This is a genomic window from Anaerococcus vaginalis ATCC 51170, assembly GCF_000163295.1.
In the GTDB taxonomy this organism is placed as follows: Bacteria; Bacillota; Clostridia; order Tissierellales; family Peptoniphilaceae; genus Anaerococcus; species Anaerococcus vaginalis.
Window position 1 is genome coordinate 988,309 of sequence record NZ_GG700527.1, and the last position, 21,336, is coordinate 1,009,644.

The window sequence follows — 21,336 nt, forward strand, 5'->3', positions numbered from 1 at the left end:
TTTGAATCTAATTATTTTTAGGCATATAAATTTCTACGTGTTTTTCTAATATTTCTATTTGGCATGGAAGTTTTTCGTTTATTTCTCCATCCATGTCTAATTCTATTTTTTTATCTTCCAAATTTTTTATTGAAAGCTTTTTGCAGGTAAATGATTTTATATTTTCATTTTCGTCTACTTTACCAAATAGCATATCTTTTGCCGCATCTACTTTTGACATTATTCCTTCGTCTGTCATCACAAATACATTTAAATATCCATCGCTAAGATCCGCATCATCTTTAGAAAATTCTAAATTACCAATTTTATTTACTGTCATAACATATACCAAAGATGCTTTGCACTCAAAAGATTTATCTTCGTATTCAATTTTTATATCTACTGTTTCATCTTTTGGTAATGTTTTTAAAACATTTTTAACGTAAGCAAATCCTCCCAATTTTTCTTTTTCTTTTGAATCTGTTGATGTTGTTGCTTCTATTAATTTTCCAAAACAAACATAATACGAAAAATATGTGTCGTTACATTTTCCTATATCAACTTTTTTTATTTTTTCAAATGATAATTTTTCAATCGCCTCACAAAGATCATTTGAACCACCTATTAATTGCATATAGGTGTTATTTGTTCCACCTGGCAATAAACCGATTTTTGGTCTGTAGTCCATTTTGGAAACTCCATTTATTACTTCATTAAATGTTCCATCTCCTCCTACTACAAATATTGAATCAAATTTTTCTTCGCATGCTGTTTTTGCAAAATTTTCTCCGTCATTTTCTTTTTGTGTTTTTTTATCAATAATTTCATCAAATTCATCTTGTAATTTTTCTTTTAATTTTTCCATAAATTCATCGTTTTTGCCATCGCCTGAATTTGGATTTTCAATTAGCATACATTTTTTCATAATATCTCCTAGTGTGAGTTAATTTAAATTTTTTATTTCTTTCTACTTTTAAAATATACCCAAATTTAAATCAATTAAAAAACAGAATAAAACATTTAAAAATTTTTCAATTTCTAAATATTTTATTCTGCAAATTTAAAATTATATATCTATTGATAAATATATTGGTGTATGATCTTGTCTGTCTCCAGAATCTATCATATTAGATTCTTTTATTTTATCTTTTATTCTGTCTGATACTATAAAATAATCTATTCTCCAGCCAGAATTGTTAATCTTACTTGTCTTTACTCTTTGTGCCCACCAAGTATATTTTCCTTCAACATCTCCATGAATATATCTAAATGTATCTACAAAACCTTTGTTTAATAAATTTGTAAATCCATTTCTTTCTTCATCTGTAAAGCCAGCTGATTCATGATTATTTTCTGGATGTTTCAAATCAATTTCTTTGTGTGCAACATTAAAATCTCCGCAAGCAATTACTGCTTTGTTTTTGTCTAAATTTTCCAAATAATTTGCAAATTTTTCATCCCAAATTTGTCTTAAGCCAAGTCTGTTTAGACCATTTCCTGCATTTGGTGTATAAACTTGTGTCAAATAAAATTTTTCAAACTCTAAAGTAATAATTCTTGCTTCTTGATCCATTGTATCTGGAGCATCCAAAACTGGGAAAGTAATTTTTGTTTGAAGATTTTTTTTATAAAGCGTTAAACATCCTGCGTATGATTTTCTTGCAGGCTCTTGAGAGCTTACCCATGCGTAATCATAAGATGGAAAATATTCTTCTAAAATTTTTTGATGTTTTTTGCTAGGACCAGTTCTTGGTAATTTTGTTTCTTGAAGACAAATCACATCGGCGTCTTCACTAATTATAGTTTTTAAAACATCCCTAGACATAACAGCTCTATTTGAATCACTTGTAAGAGCAGCATTTAGGGAATCTATATTCCATGAAATAAACTTCATTGTATCTCCTTTAATTTATATTATTAAAAATATTTTACCAAAACTTTAAAATATTACCAATTTATTATCAAAAATAAATATTAACTTGTTTAAATTAGGGTATTAATTTAATAGAAAAAAATTGGAGGTTAATATGAAATGGAAAAATAGGAGAAAAAGTTCCAATGTAAATAGAGGCTCTGGTGCACCAGTTGTTTTTGGTGGTGGAATTGGTGGACTTATTTTAGTTCTTATTTTATATTTTCTTGGAGCAGATCCTTCTGTTATAAATAATAAAAATGTAAATGAAACACAAGAAAATAGGTATGAAGAAACTATTTCTGAAAATCAAAAAGAATTGGAAGATTTTCTTTCTGTTGTTCTTGCTGATACAGAAGATATGTGGCATGAAAAATTTTTTGAATATAATTTGACTTATAAAGAACCAAGTATGACTCTTTATACAAAAACAACAAAGTCATCTTGTGGAATAGCTCAATCTGGTATGGGACCATTTTATTGTCCCCTTGATGAAGCGATTTACATTGATGTTTCTTTTTACGATGAATTAAAAAATACATTTGGAGCTGGTGGAGATTTTGCTTTTGCTTATGTCCTTGCTCACGAAGTTGGCCATCACGTTCAAAATGAATTAGGAATATTAAATCAAACTCAACAACTTCAAAAAGAATTATCCGAAAAAGATTACAATAGATATTCAGTAGCTCAAGAATTGCAAGCCGATTATTTTGCGGGAGTTTACGCATATTTTTCAAAAGAGAAAGGATATTTGGAAAAAGGAGATATTGAAGAAGCAATGAAAGCTGCCTCATCAATTGGTGATGATAAAATTCAAAAAATGTCTGGCTCAAGTATAAATCCAGATAGATTTACTCACGGCTCAAGCAAAGATAGAAAAAATGCTTTCGATATGGGATATAAATATCATGACATAGAACATTCCATGGAATTTTACAAAAATTTGGATTATGAAATTAAAATTAATATTTAAAATAAAAAAGATAAGCTTTTGAAGTGAACCTAAAAATCCAGAATACGGATTGAGTAGTTCACTTCATTTTTTAGCTTATCTTTTTTATTCCTATAAATTTTTAGTATCTAAAATTACATTAAACATAAATTCGCTTAGTTTATTGTCGTTTGCCTTATAAAACATTTCTTTGCCTTCTCTTTTTGATGAAATAAGTCCTGCTGTTTTTAAAATTTTTAGGTGATGGCTTATAGCAGGAGATGACATTCCCATAATTGCTGCTATATTTATTACGCATTCTTTTCTATGGCATAAAAGCCAAAAAATTTGTAATCTTTTTGGATCTCCCAAATGTCTGAAAGCTTTAGAAATATCTGATGCCTTTTCTTCTTCTAATAAAAAATCAATTTTGTCATCGTTTTTATAATGTTTATGTGGTAATTTCATTTGTTCCTCTCCTTATTTATACTTTACCACAAAATTATAATTTAATTTAAATTTTTTTGTTGACTTTACATAAATAATCTTGTATTATGAACTTAGATACAATTAAATAATAATTTAATCGTAAATTTTAATTAAAGGAGAATTTTATGAAAAAATCTTACAAAATTGAAGTGGATTGCCCTTCATGTGCAAATAAAATGGAAATTGAAGCTAAAAATACTGATGGTGTAAAAGATTGCACCATAAATTTTATGATGTTAAAAATGAAAGTTACTTTTGAAGATGGTGTAGATGATAAAGAAGTTATGGAAAATGTCTTGAAAAATTGTAGAAAAATTGAAAAAGATTGTGAGATTTATTTTTAAGGATAAATTATGAGTAAAAAACAAAAGAAAAATTTAAGCAGAATTATTTTATCTGCTGTGATTTTAATTATTCTTCAATTTACAAATTTTGATAGAATTGTTAATCTCTTTTTGTATTTAATATCTTATCTTTTGGTAGGTTATGATGTTTTGCTTGAGGCATTTAATGGGATTAAAAATAAACAAGCTTTTGATGAATCTTTATTGATGTCGATTGCAACCATTGGCGCAATTATTCTTGCAATTTATACAAAAAGCAATGATTTTGTAGAGGCTGTTTCTGTTATGCTTTTTTATCAAATCGGCGAATTTTTTCAATCTTATGCTGTTGGCAAAAGTAGAAAATCTATTGCTGATTTAATGGACATTGCTCCTGATTATGCAAATATTGAAGATGAAAATGGAAATATAATTGAAGTTGATCCAGATGAAGTAGAAATCGGATCAATAATTATAATAAAGCCAGGAGAAAAAGTTCCTTTGGACGGAATTGTAATTGATGGAGAATCTTCTCTTGATACAAAAGCTTTGACTGGAGAATCTCTTCCAAAAGATGTTAAAAAAGATTCAGAAATATATTCAGGTTCAATTAATTTAAATGGATTGTTGAAAGTTAAAACTACAAAAGAATTTGGAGAATCTACTGTTACAAAAGTTTTAGAATTAATTGAAGATGCGTCTGAAAGAAAATCAAAATCTGAAAATTTCATTACAAAATTTGCAAGAATTTATACACCAGTAGTTGTTTATCTTGCACTAGCCTTAGCGTTTTTACCAGGAATATTTTTGTTTTTAATAGGTCAAAGTCCAAATTTTTCTTCTTGGATTTATAGAGCCTTGATATTTTTAATAATTTCTTGTCCTTGCGCTTTGGTAATTTCTATTCCCCTATCTTTTTTCGCAGGAATTGGAGCAGCAAGTAAAAAAGGAATTCTTGTTAAAGGCTCAAATTATATGGAAGTTTTGTCAGAAGTTGACCAAATTATTTTTGATAAAACCGGAACCCTAACAAAAGGTTCTTTTGAAGTAACAGCAATTCATCCAGAAAATTTATCAGAAAAAGAACTCCTCCATATAGCAAGTCATGTAGAAAGATATTCAACTCATCCTATTGCAGATTCTTTGAGAAAGGCATACCCAAATGAAAAAGATAATTGCAAAGTCGAAGATATAAAAGAAATTTCAGGATATGGAATTAGTGCAAAAGTAAATGGCGATTTGGTTTATGTTGGAAATACAAAAATGATGGATAAATTTTCTATAGAATGGAAAGCTTGTAAAAAAATCGGAACTATTATCCACGTTGCAATAAATAATGAATATCAAGGTCACATCGTTATTTCAGATACTATTAAAGAAAATTCCAAAAAAGCTATAAAAGATTTGAAAAATAATCATATAAATAAAACTATAATGCTTACAGGAGATTCCAAAAAAGTTGGAGAAAATGTGGCTAATGAATTAGGATTGGACGATTATTATTGTGAACTTCTACCTCAAGACAAGGTTCAAATTATTCAAAATATTTTAGAAAATAAAAATGATGAAAATAAAAAAATTGCCTTTGTTGGAGATGGAATTAATGATGCCCCATCACTTACCAGAGCAGATGTAGGAATTGCTATGGGAGCTATGGGTTCAGATGCAGCAATTGAAGCTGCTGATGTTGTTTTAATGGATGATGATCCAGGAAAAATTCCAACGGCCATAAAAGTTTCAAAAAAATGTCTAAGAATTGTAAAAGAAAATATATATTTTTCAATCGGTGTAAAAATTATAGTTTTAATTCTTGGTGCTTTGGGTCTTACTTCAATGTGGGCTGCAATTTTTGCAGATGTTGGCGTTACAATTATAGCTGTATTAAATGCTATGAGATGTATGTATTTAAAATAGTAAAATGATTAAAGCAGTTTTAATTGATATAGATGATACTATTTTTGATTTTGAAAAATGTTCCAAAAATTCTTTTTTAAAAACTTTAGAAAAATTCAATATAAAATTTAAAGAAGAAGATTTTTCTTATTTTAATAGGGTTAATGATATTTTATGGACCAAGCAAAAATTAGGAGAAATTAATATAAAAGAAGTTTTTATAAAAAGAGATTATTTGATGGGAAAATATTTTAATATCGATATAGAAAAAGGCCTTTTCAATGATTTATTTGTAAAATTTTTATATGATGAAATTGAAATGGTCGATGGAATTGAGGATTTATTATTATATTTATCGGATAAATACAAAATTTTTACTGCAAGCAATGGGATATTTAAAATGCAGGAAAACAGGTTAAAAAAATCAAATCTTGATAAATATTTTGATAAAATTTTTGTATCAGATAAAATCGGTTATGAAAAACCAGATAAGAAATTTTTCCAAAAAATAATGGATCTTACAAAATTTTCAAATGATGATTTAATCATGATTGGAGATAGCATAAAATCAGACATAATTGGTGCAAAAAATTCAAAAATCAAATCTATTTATTTTAATAAAGAAAACAAAAAAATTTCAGATAAAAATTTCACTTACCAAGTAAAAAATTTGTCTGAAATTAAAAAAATACTGTAAAAAAGTGCGAGAATATTTTCGCACTTTTTTTAGTTTTATAATTTTATATCTTTTCCTTCAAGAATTAAATTCATATTTCTTGCTGAGCACATTGCCCCACACATGGTGCAAGTATTTTCTTCTTCTGGACTTGATGAAGCTCTATATCTCCTACATTTTTCAGGATCTATTGCAAGTTCAAACATTCCTTCCCAATCAAGTTTTTGTCTTCTCTTACTCATTTCAAGATCCCATTTGCTTGCGTCTTTTAATTTTGCAATATCTCCAGCATGAGCTGCAATTTTTGCCGCAATAATTCCTTCTTTTACATCATCAACATCTGGAAGTTTTAAATGTTCTGCTGGCGTTACATAGCAAAGAAAATCTGCTCCATGACTTGCTGCAATCGCTCCTCCTATTGCACTTGTAATATGGTCATATCCTGGAGCAACATCGCAAACCAAAGGTCCCAAAACATAAAATGGTGCGTTGTGGCACAATTTTTTTTCAAGTTTCATGTTCATTTCAATATCATTTATTGGAACGTGACCTGGTCCTTCAATTATTACTTGAACATCTTTCTCCCACGCTCTTTTTGTAAGCTCTCCAAGAGTAATTAATTCAGCAATTTGAGCAGGATCTGTTGCATCATGAATTCCACCTGGTCTTAGAGAATCTCCAAGAGAAAGAGTAACATCATATTCTCTTAAAATATCCAAAAGTTCATCATAATATTCATAGAATGGATTTTCTTTATCATTCATTTTCATCCAACCAAATAAAAGCGAACCACCACGAGATACAATTTCATTTACCCTTCTATTTCTCATGAAAATTTCAGCATTTGCCCTATTTATTCCACAGTGAATTGTAACAAAGTCAACTCCATTTTCTGCATGGTTTCTTACAACATCCAAAAATTCTTTTGCTTTTATAAAACTTAAACCCTTATCCAAAAAACCAACTGCATCATACATAGGAACAGTCCCAATCATTGCTGTAGATTTTTCAATTAATCTTTTTCTAAATTCTTGAGTTTTACCATAATTTGATAAATCCATAATTGATTCAGCACCCATTTTTAGTGCCATATCAACTTTTTGCATTTCAAGATCAAGATCGTTTAAGTCTTTTGAAATTCCCAAATTTACATTGATTTTTGTTTTTAATCCTGTGCCAATTCCTTCTGGAGAAATGGAATTGTGATTTTTATTTCTAGGAATTACAATCTCGCCTTTGGCTATTTTTTCTAAAAGAAATTCTTCGCTAACATTTTCTTTTTTGGCAACAATTTTCATCTCTTCAGTTACAAAACCATGTTTTGCAGCTTCCATCTGTGTCTTATATTTCATAAATTAAAAAAACCTCCTAAAATTACTTATAGGAGAATAAATATGCTTCATCCCTTGCAGGCATTATCCTGTCCGGTTTGATGGTCGAAGTCGAACTTCCTCTCAGCACATAGCTCCCATAGATCATTAATTTACAATTATCATTATATTAGAAAAAAGAAATTAAGTAAAATAAAGCTTAAATTTTTGCAAAAAAATAGAGCCATAATAATATGACTCTATACTAATTATTTATTTAAATAATTTTCTAAATTTTTAATAGCTTTTTTTATATTTTCAGCTTTAAATCCCTTATTTTCATTTCCAATGAGAATTTTTATATCATTTTCATCCATTTTACAAATATCTGATAATTGTTCATAACTTAAATTAGAATTTTTTGCTAGTTTTTTAAACTTATCTATACTTTTATAAAAAGATTTTTCATAAAATGCCTTGGACATATTAGATAAAAATAAGCCAAGAAGTCCAGCATAAATATTTATCATTTTATATAGAGCAAAGCAAATTATTATATCACAAATTCCAAAAAGAAAATATTTATAATATAATTTATTCATCCAAAACCTCTTGGGCAAGTTTATAATTTTCTTCAAGATCCTTGCATGATTTATCAAACATTTCTTGTTCCTTTTTAGAAATGTCCATCTCAAGAATTTTTTCACATCCATTTGCCCCAATTACTGCTGGAACTCCTGTGTATAAACCCTTGTTGTTATATTCTCCATCAAGATATGCTGATGTCATTATAATTTTCTTTTCATCAAGTAAAATTGCCCTTGTAAAATCAAGCAAGCAATTTGCAATTCCAAAATGAGTTGCACCTTTTCCTTTTATAATTTGAAAAGCCTTGTCTCTAATTTTTTCAGAAACTTCATCTTTAAATTTATCCTCATCTTCAATATTATTTAAAAATTTATCAATAGAAATTCCCTTAATTCTTGCATTTGACCACAAAGCAACTGATGAATTACCATGCTCTCCTATTACATAAGCTTCAACATCTTTTGGATTACAAGTTACTTCTTTTGCCAAATATTGGATAAATCTTGCAGTATCTAGATTTGTTCCACTTCCTACAATTTTATTATAAGGAAGACCTGAAACTTTTTGTACAACTTTTGAAATAACATCAACCGGATTTGTTGCAAGCAAAATTATTCCATCATAACCATTTTCAATAACTTTTGGAATTGTATCAAGGACCATCCTAGTTGCAATTTTTATATCATTTAGTCTATTTGTAAGATTTTTTTGGCTATTTCCATAACATAAAACAACCAAATCAGCATCTTTACAATCTTCGTAAGAACCTTCCTTAACCAAGGTTGGAGATTCGATTTTACAACTTGCATCCATCAAATCATTAACATCTGCAATCGCCTTATCCTTATCTATATCAATAATTGAAAGAGTACTTGCAAGTCCAGAATTAACCAAAGCAAACGCATAAGAAGATCCTACAAATCCACTACCAATCAAAACTACTTTTCTTCCTAACTTATTCATAAATACCTCCATTTACTTAACTTTACTTTTTGATTATACGATTTTATTTTTTAAATGAAATATTTTTTAAAATTTCTAGCTTATTTTACTTAACATATTTGTTAATATTTTGGAAAAATAAAAAATCCTAGCACAAGCTAAGATTTTTAGAATTTTATATTTTAAAATTTTTATATTCGCCCTCATCAGAATAAAGACTATTATTTTCCTTATCCCAAACAGGCTTTTTGCCTTCTTGTTTTTGTTTTTCATAATCATCTAAAACAGTTTTTACGGATTTAAACAAAAACATTAATGTTATTACATTTATAAATACCAAAATTCCTACAAAAACATCAATCAACCCCCAAACTCTATCAAGGGACATTTTTGTAGAAACTATAAACATAACAGCTGCAAAAATTCTATAAATCCAAAGTGGAATTTTAAAATTTTCTTTGAATATATGAATTACATTAGCTTCTCCATAAAACAAATCTGCAATTAATGTTGTAAAACCAAAAAATGCCATAGCAAAAGCAACAACCCATCTTCCAACTACCCCGATTTGTGCAGAAAAAGCATCTTGAACAAGATTTATTCCGTCAGATCCATTTCCCAAAACACCAGTTAATAAAATAGCGAAAGCTGTAAGTGAACAAATTATACAAGTTGTTACAAAGGTTCCAAACATTCCCAAAAATCCTTGTTCTGCTGGATGGTCAACGTCAGCTGATGAATGCATAATTCCTGCAATTCCATTACCTGCATCGTTTGAAAATAATCCTCTTGCAACTCCATTTCTAAAAGCTTGCATTACACTATGACCAACAATTCCTCCAACAGCTGCTTGTGGACTAAAAGCTGATTTAAAAATTAATGCAATAACAGAAGGAAGTTTACTAATATTTGTAATTATAATTATAAAAACAATTATTACATAAAAAGCTGCCATAATTGGGACCAAAAATCCTGTAACTTTTGTAAGTCTTTTTACTCCACCAATAGTAATTATTCCTGCAAGAATTGTTACAATCACTCCTACTATAATTGGATTAAAATCAATAACATCCTTAAATCCATTTGCTATTGAATTTGTTTGCATAAAGGCTATACATAATCCTACACCAATTATATATAAAAATGCTGTTATAATTGATAAAACTCTTTTGCCCAAACCATTTCTAATATAATATGCTGGACCACCCCTATAAGTTCCATCAGATAATTTAACCCTATAAACTTGACCTAAAACTGTTTCGGCAAATGTGATTACCATACCTAAAATTGAAGTAACCCACATCCAAAAAATCGCACCAGGACCACCGGCTACAAGAGCAGAAGCAACTCCTACCAAAGAACCTGTTCCTACTTGTCCACCAACAGCAGCAGCCAAAGCTCCAAAACCTGAAACATTATCATCACTTTTTAAATTTTTCTTCAAAACATCTTTTATATCTTTAGCATATCTTATCTGAGGAAAACCTAATCTTATTGTATAATAAAGACCTACTCCTAATAAAACATAACCAATAATATTGCTCCACAAAAAATCTGCAATACCAATTATGTTATCTAATAAAAACATAAATCCTCTCTTTCTTAAATATCAATTTTATCCATATTTTTTATGTTAGTTTCTAATTATACTTGACTTAATCTTTAATGTAAAATAATTTATTATTTAATTAATTTTTTCAAAAAATAAATTACAGTAAAAAATCTCTTACAAAATAAAAAATCGCCCCTAATTAGAAATAAATCTTAATTTTTAAAAATTTTTAAGATAAAATTCTAATTAAGGACGATTGTAATTATACTTTTACAAAAATCACAAAATTATTTCTTACTTTTATTTAAATATAGCATGACAATAAAAATTACAATCGCTCCAAAAGCTATTGAAATTAAAGCTGATTGTGTAAAGCCTGCTATTATAAAAGAAACTGTAGCTATTGATGCAACAGTTATTCCATAAGGAAGTTGAGTTCTTACATGATCGACGTGAACGCATCCTGCGCCTGCTGATGACATAATTGTCGTATCAGAAATTGGAGAAATATGATCTCCGCAAACCGCTCCCGATAGACAAGCTGAAATTCCTATAAAAAATATTGGATCAGTTGGATCAAACATTGATGCTACTATAGGAATCAAAATTCCAAAAGTTCCCCAACTTGTTCCAGTTGCAAATGCTAATAAAATTGCTACGACAAATATAACAGCTGGCAAAAATGTGCTAAGTCCACTTGCTGCATTTGTCATAAGATTTCCGACAAATTTTGTTGAGCCTAACAAATCATTTGAAATATTTTTTAAGCTTGTAGCCATTGTCAAAATCAAAATCGCAGGAACCATTGATTGAAAACCTTCTGGGATTGCTTCCATGGATTTTTCAAAACTAATAACTTTTCTTATCAGAAAATAAATTATCGTAATAATTAAAGCTATAATTGCTCCCATTGGAAGAGCAACTGTTGAATCTGTATTTGCAAAAGCATTTACAAAATCCATATAAAATTCACTAGATTTATCAAAAAATCCACCAATATGAACTAAAGACAAAACAGAAATTATAATAAGACTTAAAATTGGAAAAACTAAATCAATAACTTTTCCTTCAGGATTACCATCTTCTGCACTAACTTCTGATTCTACTATATTTCCCAAATCTCCATCATTAATTGCCCTATCTTCAAATTCTTTCATAGGACCATAATCTCTTCCAAAAAGAATAAGAGATATAACAAAAAACAAAGTTAAAATAGAATAAAAATTATAAGGAATTGCCCTTATAAATAATTCAATTCCAGAAAGACCTGTGCCTTGTGCATATCCAGAAACTGCTGCAGCCCATGATGAAATTGGTGCAATCATACAAATTGGAGCTGCTGTTGCATCTATAAGATAAGCAAGTTTTGCTCTAGAAATTCTGTGAGAATCAGTAATTGGTTTCATTACAGAACCTGATGTCAAACAATTAAAATAATCATCAATAAAAAGCATAATGCATAAAAAATATGTTGCAAGTTGTGAGCCTTTTCTTGATTTTATCTTTTTATCAGCCCATTGTCCAAATGCTTTTGACCCTCCAGAATGATTTATTAACACTACCAAAATTCCCAAAACTATCAAGAAAATAAAAATTCCTGAAGTTTGTGAAATAGAATTAGTTAGACCTTTTACAACAATATTATCTAAAAATTTTGCCAAAGATCTTTTTGATGCTAGTATTGCTCCTATTACAATCCCCAAAAATAAAGAAGAATATACTTCTTTTGTCATAAGGGCCATTAAAATTGCCACAACTGGGGGTAATAACGCCCAAATACTAGCATAAGTTTCAATACCACTTTCTACAATAAATATTGAAACAATTATCGGTGCTAAAGAAATTACCAAAAGTAATGGTAATTTTCTTTTTTTGTTCATTTTAAAACTCCTCTCGAATTTAAATTGCAAAAAAAGTCATGACGCATGCCATGACTTAAATATTAAACTATATAAAATAATTATAAACCACGACAGCTCTCCATAAAAATATGGCAGTACGACAGATATTCTCCAATCGTCCCGGCAACTTTAAGCCTTGGGCAGACTCAAAATCCCTCGGTGGATTACCCTTTCAAATATTTTCGATTCCCAAAAAAATATTTTACTAATGTTTTCCGCACCTCTATCACGCTTGTTCAATTGCACTATGAATACTACCATTATTGAGTTGTTTTGTCAAATTGCAACAATCTTTAACAAGCTAATGGTTAAAATTTATTTATTTTTTTGTAATTAATTCCAATAATCAAGTTTTTCTTTCATACCAATATCTTTTGCTTTAAATATTGGATTTTTTCCACTTCTTTTTTGCTTTTCATAATCTTTTAAACAATCAATTGCTTTTTTAGATAAAATTAGAATTGAAGGTAAATTTATTAAAGCCATTATTCCCATCAACAAATCAGAAATATCCCAAGCAAGTTTAACTTTACTCATAGCTCCCAATAAAATTACAATTACTGCAAACAATCTAAAAATTATCATAAAAATTTTTGATGGTGTTTTTTTATTTATATAAGCAAGGTTACTATCTACATAAAATAAATTTCCAATCAAGGTTGTAAAGGTAAATAAAGCTAAGGAAAAAGAAATAAAATAATTTCCAAAGCTACCCAACAAAGTTGAAAGACTTTCTTGAACATAAGGAGCTCCACTTAAAGCCTCGCTTGGTTCAATTCCAGAAGAAAGACACATAAAAGCTGTAGCTGAACAAATTAAAAGCGTATCAATAAAAACTGAAAGCATTTGAACTAATCCTTGTTTTACAGGATGAGAAATATTTGCGCTTGCAGCAGCATTTGGTGCTGAACCAATACCAGCTTCGTTTGAATAAAGCCCTCTTTTTATTCCATACATCATTGAAGAAGATGCAAGTCCTGCAAAAATTGCTCTAAAATTAAAAGCATCCTTAAAAATATTTGAAAAAACAGTTGGAATATAAGAAATATTTACAACTATCATAATAATAGCCACCAAAATATAAATAATTCCCATAAAAGGAACTAAAGTTGATGTGAATTTAATTATTCTATCCCCACCACCAAAAATACAAATTCCAGTAATGATTGCAAGAATTAATCCAATAATAAATGGAGTTTTATTTGGATCATAAAAATCATAAGCAATAAAAGAAGTTTGAAGATTAAAAGATGCAAGCATATTAAAACCAATTGCATAAGTCAAAATCAAACTAATAGCAAAAATAATTCCAAGCGTTCTAGATTTTAAACCTTGTTCAATATAATAAGCAGGTCCACCGTAAGATTTATTATTTTCATCTCTTTTTTTATATATTTGTGCAAGAGTAGATTCAATAAAAGCACTTGCTCCACCAATTATCGCAACAATCCACATCCAAAAAACTGCACCATAACCTCCAAGGCAAATTGCTGTAGAAATTCCTACAATATTTCCAGAACCAACTCTAGATGCAGTAGAAACCATCAAAGCTTGAAAAGATGAAACGGCTCCTTCTTCTTCAGGTTTTTCCATTACAACATTAATTGATTCTTTCAATAATCTAACTTGTAAAAATTTAGTCCTAAATGTAAAATAAAGACCTATCAAAAGCAACAAAATTATTAATATCGGATAATAAAGAATTTCATTTATAGGCCCTATAAAATTACTAATTTTTTCTAACATATTCTCTCCTTTTTAATTTAATACAATAATACTAAGTTGTATTAAAGTTCTATGATTTAGTAAAATTATATCATAAAAAATATTTTAAGTAAATTTACGATAAAATTAATAAATATATTAAAATAGTTCATTTTTTCTTTTCAAATTTAAAAACATTTTTAATTCAATTAATACTTTTCACATAAATTTGGCAAGGATTTTCTTTTGACCAAATTTCTTCAATTACCTCAAATTTTCTAAATCCCAAAGCTTGATAAAATTTATTTGTTTTATCATATCCATCGTCTATTCCTTCTTTTAAAGTTTTTACTTGGACAAATTCATAATTATACTTTTTTAAAATTTCAATAGATTTTTCAAATAAATTTCTTCCTATATTTTCTCTATGATATTTTTTCAAAACTCCCATTACAAATATTTCAATAGTATAATCCGAAGTTTCTTTATAAACGATAAAACCAAAATTTTTTCCATTTTCACTTGCTTTGAAAAAAATATAATCTTTAGATTTTTCTATATAATTTTTTACAGCATCCTCATCTTCAAACCATAAATTTAAATCATTTAATATGTAGGATGAAATATTTTCTTTTTCTAATTTATTTTCAACTAAACTAACTTTCATAAGTTCCTCCTAATTAATTATATATGATTTTAAATTTATTTAACATGGAAAATCTGTTAAAATTAGTAAGAAAGGATGTCTTATGTATATAATTAGAAATATTAAAATTCCATACGATTTGGATAATGATGAAAATTTAAAAAAGGCTATTGAAGAAAAAATTAATAGAAAAATTGATTCTTTTAAAATTTATAAAAAGTCAATCGATGCAAGGCGTGGTATTTTTTATGTTTATCAAGTTTTGATTGATTGTGATATTGATAAAAAAACTAGGAAAAAATTAAAAAATGATATTGGGGAATTTGTTGAAGAGGATTTAGTTTTAGAAAATAAAAATAAAATAAATTCTGCTGTCATTGTTGGATCTGGTCCCAGTGGACTTTTTTGTGCATACGCTCTTTGTAAAAATGGTGTTAAAGTTACTATTATTGAAAGAGGAGAAAAAATTGAAGATAGGGTAAAAACTATCGATAATTTTATTAAAAATTTGAAATTAGATCCCGAATCAAATATTCAATTTGGCGAAGGAGGTGCTGGAACATTTTCTGATGGAAAACTTACTTCAAGGTCAAAGGATAAAAGATCTAGGGAAATTTTTAGAATTTTGGTTGAAAATGGAGCACCAGAAGATATTTTATACACCCAAATGCCACATGTTGGAACAGATCTTTTAAGAAAAGTTATAATAAATATTAGGAAAAAAATTATTGAAATGGGCGGAGGTTTTCATTTTAATGAAGTTTTTACAGATTTAAATATTGAAAATGGTAAAATAAAATCTCTTATTACAAATAAAAATGAATACCAAGCCGACGAATATGTGCTTGCCTTGGGCAATTCTTCCCGCGATACTTTTATAATGTTAGATAAATATATTGACATTAATCAAAAGAATTTTGCAGTTGGATTTAGAATTGAGCATTTGCAAAAAGATATTAATTTTAGCCAATATAAAATTATTGATGATAGACTTCCACAGGCTTCCTACGCCCTTAAATATTTTGATAAAAAGAAAAATATTTCTGTTTATACTTTTTGTATGTGCCCAGGTGGATACGTTGTTCCTGCATCAAGTGAAGAAAATCGTCTTTGTGTAAATGGAATGAGCTATCATGACAGGGGAAATTACAATTCAAATTCTGCTGTTGTTTGTGCTATTGGACCAGAAATTTTGGGAGATGATAATCTTAGTGGTATTAAATTTCAAAGAGAAATAGAAGAAAAAGCTTATATGCTTGGTGGAGGAAATTTTACCGCTCCTGTGCAAAAAGTTTGTGATTATATTAATGGAGTAGTTTCAAAAGATTTGGGAAAAATTAAGCCAACATACAAACCATCTTATAAGTTTGCTGATTTAAATAAAATTTATCCAGAAAAAATAAATGAGGCTATAAAACTTGCCCTAATTGATTTTTCAAAAAAAATGAAAGCTTTCTCCGATGATGATGCAATTCTAACAGGAGTTGAAACAAGAACTTCTTGTCCTATTAGGATTGAGAGAAATAAAAATTATTCAACTTTTAAATTTAAAAATCTAAGACCAATAGGAGAAGGTGCAGGTTATGCTGGCGGAATAATTTCATCAGCTCTTGATGGTTTAAAATGTGCAATAGAAATATTAGAAAATTGAGATGGTTTTTACCATCTTTTTTTGACTTCATTAAATTAAATTGCTAATATTAAATTAGCTTTAAAGAAAGGAGAAGAAAAATGAACAATAATATTAAAAATAAAGAGGAAATTTGTAACTTGTAAGTGAGGAAAAGCTCCTTGACTTACTACAACAAGGAGGATGCCGTTTAGGCTTTTTATGAAAGAATTAAAATATATTTTTAAATCAATGGCTAAGTATGAGCCAAGCATGTATTTATTAATCGTACTTTACTCCATATTTATCGGCTTAAAACCATTTATATGGATTATTTCGCCTGCCTACATATTGAAAAATTATCAAAATGGACTTGATTTTATGTTAGGCTTTTTTATTTTATTATTAGTCCTATCAACGATTATAAGTTTTTTTGAATCTTTTATCATGGGTACTTACCGTATGAAAATGAATAATATCAGATATAAATATATGAATATGGTAACAAAATATGCCCTCTACCTTCCCTATGAAGAAAAAATGAAAAAATCTGAATCTGAAAAAATAAATAGTGCAAATAAGGCTGTCGACAGTCCATATTTAGGAGCAGGTGCTGTAATGATGACTTTGCCAGAATTTTTAGCATCCCTAACTTCTATCGCAGGATTTTTGTGGATTTTTTTAAAAATTGGCGGAATCATTTTATTTTTGATAATTATTTTGACAATAATTTCAACTTATATTGCAAATAAAATTCCTAGAGAATTTTCTAAATTTTGGAATGACCAAAACGAAAACTACAATAAATTTACAAAATTAAACAACGAGCTAAGATCTCCCTTATCAAAACAAGATATACTTATTTTTGATTTTATAAATGTCTTTAAAAGTTTTTACAAAAAAACCAACCAAGATAGAATAGCCTATCTAGTTAGAACAGATAAAAAAACCTTTAAAATTTATAGCCTTGTAAGACTAATTAATTTTATTAGAGATGCTCTTATTATGTATTGGCTTATTAAAAATCTTATGAGCGGAAAGCTTGACCTTGGAGATTTTTATGTTTATTTTACAGCGATTTTAGCCTTTGTTAATTTTAACAATTTGTTTATGTGGATCTTCAATGATTTTTTTGATAATCTTACAAGATTTAAACCGTTTTTTAAAATTATAAATCCTTATCAAAAATCTTTTGAAAATAATAATTTACCAAAAAATTTAAAAATCGACTTAATAAATTTATCATTTAAATATCCAAATTCAGACAAATACGTTCTAAAAAATATAAATTTAACCATAAACAATAATGAATCAATAGCCTTAGTCGGAGAAAATGGAGCTGGAAAATCTACTCTTGCTCTTATTCTAGCAGGTTTTTATAAATCTTATGATGGGGAAATTTTTATTAATGGAGAAAATTTTAAAAATCTGAATTATGATTATAATAGCTTGGTTTCAGCTGTCTTTCAAGATTCTCAAATTTTTCCATTTTCTATTAAAGAAAATATTTTATTAAATGATTCTAATAAAAATCTAGAAAAAACTTATGGGCTTACTCATTTAAATAAAATTATAGAATCTTATGACAAAAAAGATGATCAAACTCTGCTTAGAATTTTAGATGATGATGGAGTTGATCTTTCTGGTGGACAAAAGCAAAAATTATATTTGGCAAGAAGTATTGAGAAAAATTCTTCAAAACTTTTAATTTTAGACGAACCCACTGCTCAACTTGACGCTCTTGCAGAAAGAGAATTATACACTTTGTACAATGATTTGATTAAAGATAAATCTTCAATTTTCATCTCTCATCGACTTGCATCGACAAAATTTTGTAACAGGATAGTCTATCTAAAAGATGGGGAAATAAAATCTACAGGAAGTCATGAAGAACTTATGAGAAATGATTCTGATTACAAAGATTTATACAATCTTCAAGCAAAAAATTATAAGGAGGAAGTATGAAAAATATTTTAAAATTATTAAAAAAAATAAATGAAATACACAAAAATTTCATCAAAAAATTTGTAATATTTTCTCTTCTTATGGGAATACTTCCTCTTTTTTCTATTATTGCACCAAAATTAATAATTGATGAAATATACGGACAAAAAAGATTAAAAATAATTTTTATAATTGCTTTTTTAGTTTTAATTTTTGATTTGATTAGGGGATTAGTTAATAAGTTAAATGCAAATTTGCTCACAGAATCTTTTGAATCTTTTTTTGATGTCTATACTTTTAAATTAAGCGAAAAGGCCATTAAGCTACCAGTAGAAAAATCGGATAGTAAAACAGTTCAAGATGAAATGGAAAAAGCTCATTATGCTATTTTCGAAATTTTTAAAATATATGATTTATTTGCAATAACAATAAACTCTACAATTACAGGTATTTTTTCTTTAATAGTTCTTATGAACTTGTCTGTTTTTGTTGTACTTGTGGTACTTATTTTAATACTTTTAAATAAAAAAATTGTAAAATTAATAAAGAAAAATGAATTAGACTATCAAAAAAATGATATACCAAAACTAAGGGCTTACAGATTTTTTATAAATTTTTCTCAAGACCATAGATATTTTAAAGATATAAAAATTTATAATGGAGAAAATTTTATTTTAAAAAAATCTGAAATTTTTCACCAAAAATTGGTCAAAAATTCCAGCGCATATTATACAAAAAATGGAATTTATGTTGGTCTAATGAATGTATTTTCTAATTTTTCTATACTTGGATCTTTGTTTTTTCTTGTAGTTAAGCTTATAGAAAAAGCTATAAGCCTTGCAGATTTTACTTTATATTTTAACTCATTAATAAGTTTAATAAATGCAAGCAAGGAAATACAAAAAAATTATGCCCAAGTAATTGCCTTTAATGAGCAACTACAAAGTTTATTTGATTTTTTAAATCAAAAAGAAGAAAATTTTGATGAAGGAAAAATCAAAAAAATAAACACAGAAAAAATCACTATTAAATTTGATAATGTATGCTTTAAATATCCAAAATCTAAGGAAAATATTTTGGAAAATTGCTCTTTTGAAATTAAAAATGGAGAAACCGTAGCTCTTGTGGGGAAAAATGGTGCTGGAAAATCTACAATTGTAAAACTTTTGTGTAAATTTTATAAGCCTACAAGCGGAAATATTTATTTGAATGGGATTAATATAAATGATATTGATACAAAAACATATTACAAAATCCTCTCCCCAACTTTTCAAGATTTTAGATTATTTCCTTTTAGAATATCTGAAAATATTTCAGCAAATTTATTAGATGATATTACAAATTATCAAAGAGAAAAAATGGATGAATCTTTTTATCTTTTAAATTTGAAATCTTGGATAGACAAGCTAGTAAATAAAGAAGATACATTCTTAACTTTCCTTTTTTCAAAAAATTCTGTCGAGCCTTCTGGTGGAATTGGACAAAAACTTGCTCTATCAAGATCAATGGTCCATGAGGGGAAATTTTTTATAATGGATGAGCCAACAAGTGCTCTTGATCCAAGAAGTGAACAAGAAATTTTTGAAAAAATGCTGGATATTTCAAAAGGGCAAACTTCACTTTTTATTTCTCACAGGCTTTCATCAACAAAATATGCTGATAGGATTATTGTTTGTGATAATAAAAAAATTACAGAAAATGGGAATCATGAAAAGCTAATGAAAGATGATGGACTTTATAAAAAAATGTATTTAAGCCAAGCAAAACTTTATGATTAATATAATTTATTACAATAAAAGACTATTATGGCATTGTAATTTTGTCGAATTAATGTAGAATATTATTAAAATAAATGAAAGAGGTATGAAAAATGAAAAAGAAAAGCTTTTTCAATTCATTAGTTTTTAAGCTAGTGATGGGAATTATTGTAGGAATTATTATTGGACAAATTGCTAATGAATCTGCAATTTTAGTAGTTAGTTCTATAAAAACAATCCTTGGAGATTTGATTGGATATATTGTTCCTTTGATTATCCTAGGTTTTGTTACACCTGCTATTGTTTCACTAAAAGAAAATGCAGGAAAAATTCTAACTGCAACTTTATTGATTTGCTACCTTTCATCAATTGGTGCAGGAACATTTAGTTTTTTGGCTGGAAAAGCTATTATTCCTCATTTAAATATTGCATCAAATGTGGCAGGAGCAAAAGAAATTCCAGAATCTATTTTTAAATTATCAATAGATCCAATAATGCCAGTTATGACAGCTCTTGTAACATCAATTATTTTTGGTATAGCAGTTATCCTTACCAAATCAAAAACATGGGAAAATTTATTGTTGGAACTTAATAATATTGTTTTAAAAATCGTAGACGTTGTCGTAATTAATATGCTACCTTTTTATATAGCTTCAACTTTTGCAGTTTTAGCTTATGAAGGAGTAGTTTTACAAGAATTGCCTGTATTTTTGAAAATAATTTTAATAGTAATAGTTGGACATTTTATTTGGATGACACTTTTATATTCTTTGGGAGGACTTTTCTCAAAAACAAATCCAAAAGAAGTTTTTGGTCATTATTTACCAGCTTACCTTACAGCCTTAGGAACAATGTCATCAGCAGCAACCCTTTCAGTTGCCTTAAAATGTGCTAGAAAATCAAAAACATTAGATCCAAAAATAAGAGATTTTGTAATTCCACTTTGTGCTAACACACATCTTTGCGGTTCAGTTTTAACAGAAGTATTTTTTGTTATGACAGTTTCACAAATTTTAACAGGACAAGTTCCATCAAATGCAAATATGATTGTATTTATTGCATTACTTGGAATTTTTGCAATAGCAGCTCCAGGAGTTCCTGGAGGAACAGTAGTTGCAAGTTTAGGATTAATTATTTCTGTCTTAGGATTTAATGATACAGGAACAGCTCTTATGCTTTC

Annotated in this window: 18 protein-coding genes and 1 riboswitch; of the genes, 8 read left to right on the forward strand and 10 right to left on the reverse strand. The window is 27.8% G+C overall.

All coding sequences use genetic code 11. The features are described from left to right. Positions 1–7 precede the first annotated feature (7 nt). Complete coding sequence (locus tag HMPREF0078_RS04735) at positions 8–904, reverse strand: diacylglycerol/lipid kinase family protein (RefSeq protein WP_004838990.1); 897 nt, start codon at positions 902–904, stop codon at positions 8–10. 141 nt (positions 905–1,045) lie between these two features. Next, positions 1,046–1,873, reverse strand: coding sequence for an exodeoxyribonuclease III (locus HMPREF0078_RS04740; RefSeq protein WP_004838991.1), 828 nt, complete (start codon positions 1,871–1,873; stop codon positions 1,046–1,048). Positions 1,874–2,006: 133 nt separating this feature from the next. Between HMPREF0078_RS04740 and ypfJ the strand changes: the two genes are divergently transcribed. Further along, positions 2,007–2,864, forward strand: coding sequence for a KPN_02809 family neutral zinc metallopeptidase (ypfJ, locus tag HMPREF0078_RS04745; RefSeq protein WP_004838992.1), 858 nt, complete (start codon positions 2,007–2,009; stop codon positions 2,862–2,864). Positions 2,865–2,954: 90 nt separating this feature from the next. Here ypfJ and HMPREF0078_RS04750 read toward each other — a convergent pair whose 3' ends face one another. Beyond that, positions 2,955–3,290 carry an ArsR/SmtB family transcription factor gene (locus tag HMPREF0078_RS04750; protein WP_004838993.1) on the reverse strand — a complete coding sequence of 112 codons (336 nt, stop codon included), beginning with the start codon at positions 3,288–3,290 and terminating at the stop codon, positions 2,955–2,957. Between the two features lie 146 nt (positions 3,291–3,436). Between HMPREF0078_RS04750 and HMPREF0078_RS04755 the strand changes: the two genes are divergently transcribed. From HMPREF0078_RS04755 to HMPREF0078_RS04765, 3 genes are read left to right on the forward strand one after another with little or no spacing between them, the layout of a single operon-like run. Continuing rightward, positions 3,437–3,655 carry a hypothetical protein gene (locus HMPREF0078_RS04755; protein ID WP_004838994.1) on the forward strand — a complete coding sequence of 73 codons (219 nt, stop codon included), beginning with the start codon at positions 3,437–3,439 and terminating at the stop codon, positions 3,653–3,655. 9 nt (positions 3,656–3,664) lie between these two features. Next, positions 3,665–5,548, forward strand: coding sequence for a heavy metal translocating P-type ATPase (locus HMPREF0078_RS04760; RefSeq protein WP_004838995.1), 1,884 nt, complete (start codon positions 3,665–3,667; stop codon positions 5,546–5,548). Positions 5,549–5,552: 4 nt separating this feature from the next. Continuing rightward, entirely contained in the window at positions 5,553–6,224 is a 672-nt protein-coding gene (locus HMPREF0078_RS04765; protein ID WP_004838996.1) for a YjjG family noncanonical pyrimidine nucleotidase, read from the forward strand. Positions 6,225–6,259: 35 nt separating this feature from the next. On the opposite strand, the gene thiC is transcribed toward HMPREF0078_RS04765, so the two are convergent. From thiC to HMPREF0078_RS04800, 7 genes are all read right to left on the reverse strand, one after another. Beyond that, positions 6,260–7,555: a phosphomethylpyrimidine synthase ThiC gene (thiC, locus tag HMPREF0078_RS04770; protein WP_004838997.1), complete on the reverse strand. Its 1,296-nt coding sequence runs from the start codon at positions 7,553–7,555 to the stop codon at positions 6,260–6,262. Between the two features lie 227 nt (positions 7,556–7,782). After that, positions 7,783–8,115: a hypothetical protein gene (locus tag HMPREF0078_RS04775; protein ID WP_004838998.1), complete on the reverse strand. Its 333-nt coding sequence runs from the start codon at positions 8,113–8,115 to the stop codon at positions 7,783–7,785. After that, positions 8,108–9,064: an L-lactate dehydrogenase gene (locus HMPREF0078_RS04780; RefSeq protein WP_039920522.1), complete on the reverse strand. Its 957-nt coding sequence runs from the start codon at positions 9,062–9,064 to the stop codon at positions 8,108–8,110. Before HMPREF0078_RS04780 ends, HMPREF0078_RS04775 begins: the two co-directional genes overlap by 8 nt. 154 nt (positions 9,065–9,218) lie before the next feature. Beyond that, a complete protein-coding gene (locus HMPREF0078_RS04785; RefSeq protein ID WP_004839000.1) occupies positions 9,219–10,631 on the reverse strand; it encodes an alanine/glycine:cation symporter family protein in 1,413 nt (470 codons plus the stop codon). 251 nt (positions 10,632–10,882) lie between these two features. Continuing rightward, the gene (locus HMPREF0078_RS04790) at positions 10,883–12,475 is read right to left on the reverse strand and encodes a Na+/H+ antiporter NhaC family protein (RefSeq protein ID WP_004839001.1); all 1,593 of its coding nucleotides are present in this window, start codon (positions 12,473–12,475) and stop codon (positions 10,883–10,885) included. Positions 12,476–12,560: 85 nt separating this feature from the next. Next, a riboswitch (Lysine riboswitch) is annotated at positions 12,561–12,730 on the reverse strand. 99 nt (positions 12,731–12,829) lie between these two features. Next, positions 12,830–14,242 (reverse strand): alanine/glycine:cation symporter family protein, encoded by a 1,413-nt coding sequence (locus HMPREF0078_RS04795; protein WP_004839002.1) that lies wholly within the window; start codon positions 14,240–14,242, stop codon positions 12,830–12,832. A gap of 163 nt (positions 14,243–14,405) precedes the next feature. Next, a complete protein-coding gene (locus HMPREF0078_RS04800) occupies positions 14,406–14,867 on the reverse strand; it encodes a GNAT family N-acetyltransferase (protein WP_004839003.1) in 462 nt (153 codons plus the stop codon). Positions 14,868–14,949: 82 nt separating this feature from the next. Here HMPREF0078_RS04800 and HMPREF0078_RS04805 point away from each other — a divergent pair, with 82 nt between their 5' ends. The 4 genes from HMPREF0078_RS04805 to HMPREF0078_RS04820 form a co-directional block, all read left to right on the forward strand. After that, positions 14,950–16,497: an NAD(P)/FAD-dependent oxidoreductase gene (locus HMPREF0078_RS04805; protein ID WP_004839004.1), complete on the forward strand. Its 1,548-nt coding sequence runs from the start codon at positions 14,950–14,952 to the stop codon at positions 16,495–16,497. A 162-nt stretch (positions 16,498–16,659) separates the two neighbouring features. Further along, positions 16,660–18,420 (forward strand): ATP-binding cassette domain-containing protein, encoded by a 1,761-nt coding sequence (locus HMPREF0078_RS04810; RefSeq protein WP_004839005.1) that lies wholly within the window; start codon positions 16,660–16,662, stop codon positions 18,418–18,420. Then, positions 18,417–20,177 carry an ABC transporter ATP-binding protein gene (locus HMPREF0078_RS04815; protein WP_004839006.1) on the forward strand — a complete coding sequence of 587 codons (1,761 nt, stop codon included), beginning with the start codon at positions 18,417–18,419 and terminating at the stop codon, positions 20,175–20,177. The genes HMPREF0078_RS04810 and HMPREF0078_RS04815 overlap by 4 nt, the downstream gene beginning before the upstream one ends. A gap of 92 nt (positions 20,178–20,269) precedes the next feature. Beyond that, a partial coding sequence (locus HMPREF0078_RS04820) for a cation:dicarboxylate symporter family transporter (RefSeq protein WP_004839007.1) occupies positions 20,270–21,336 on the forward strand: 1,067 nt, incomplete at its 3' end.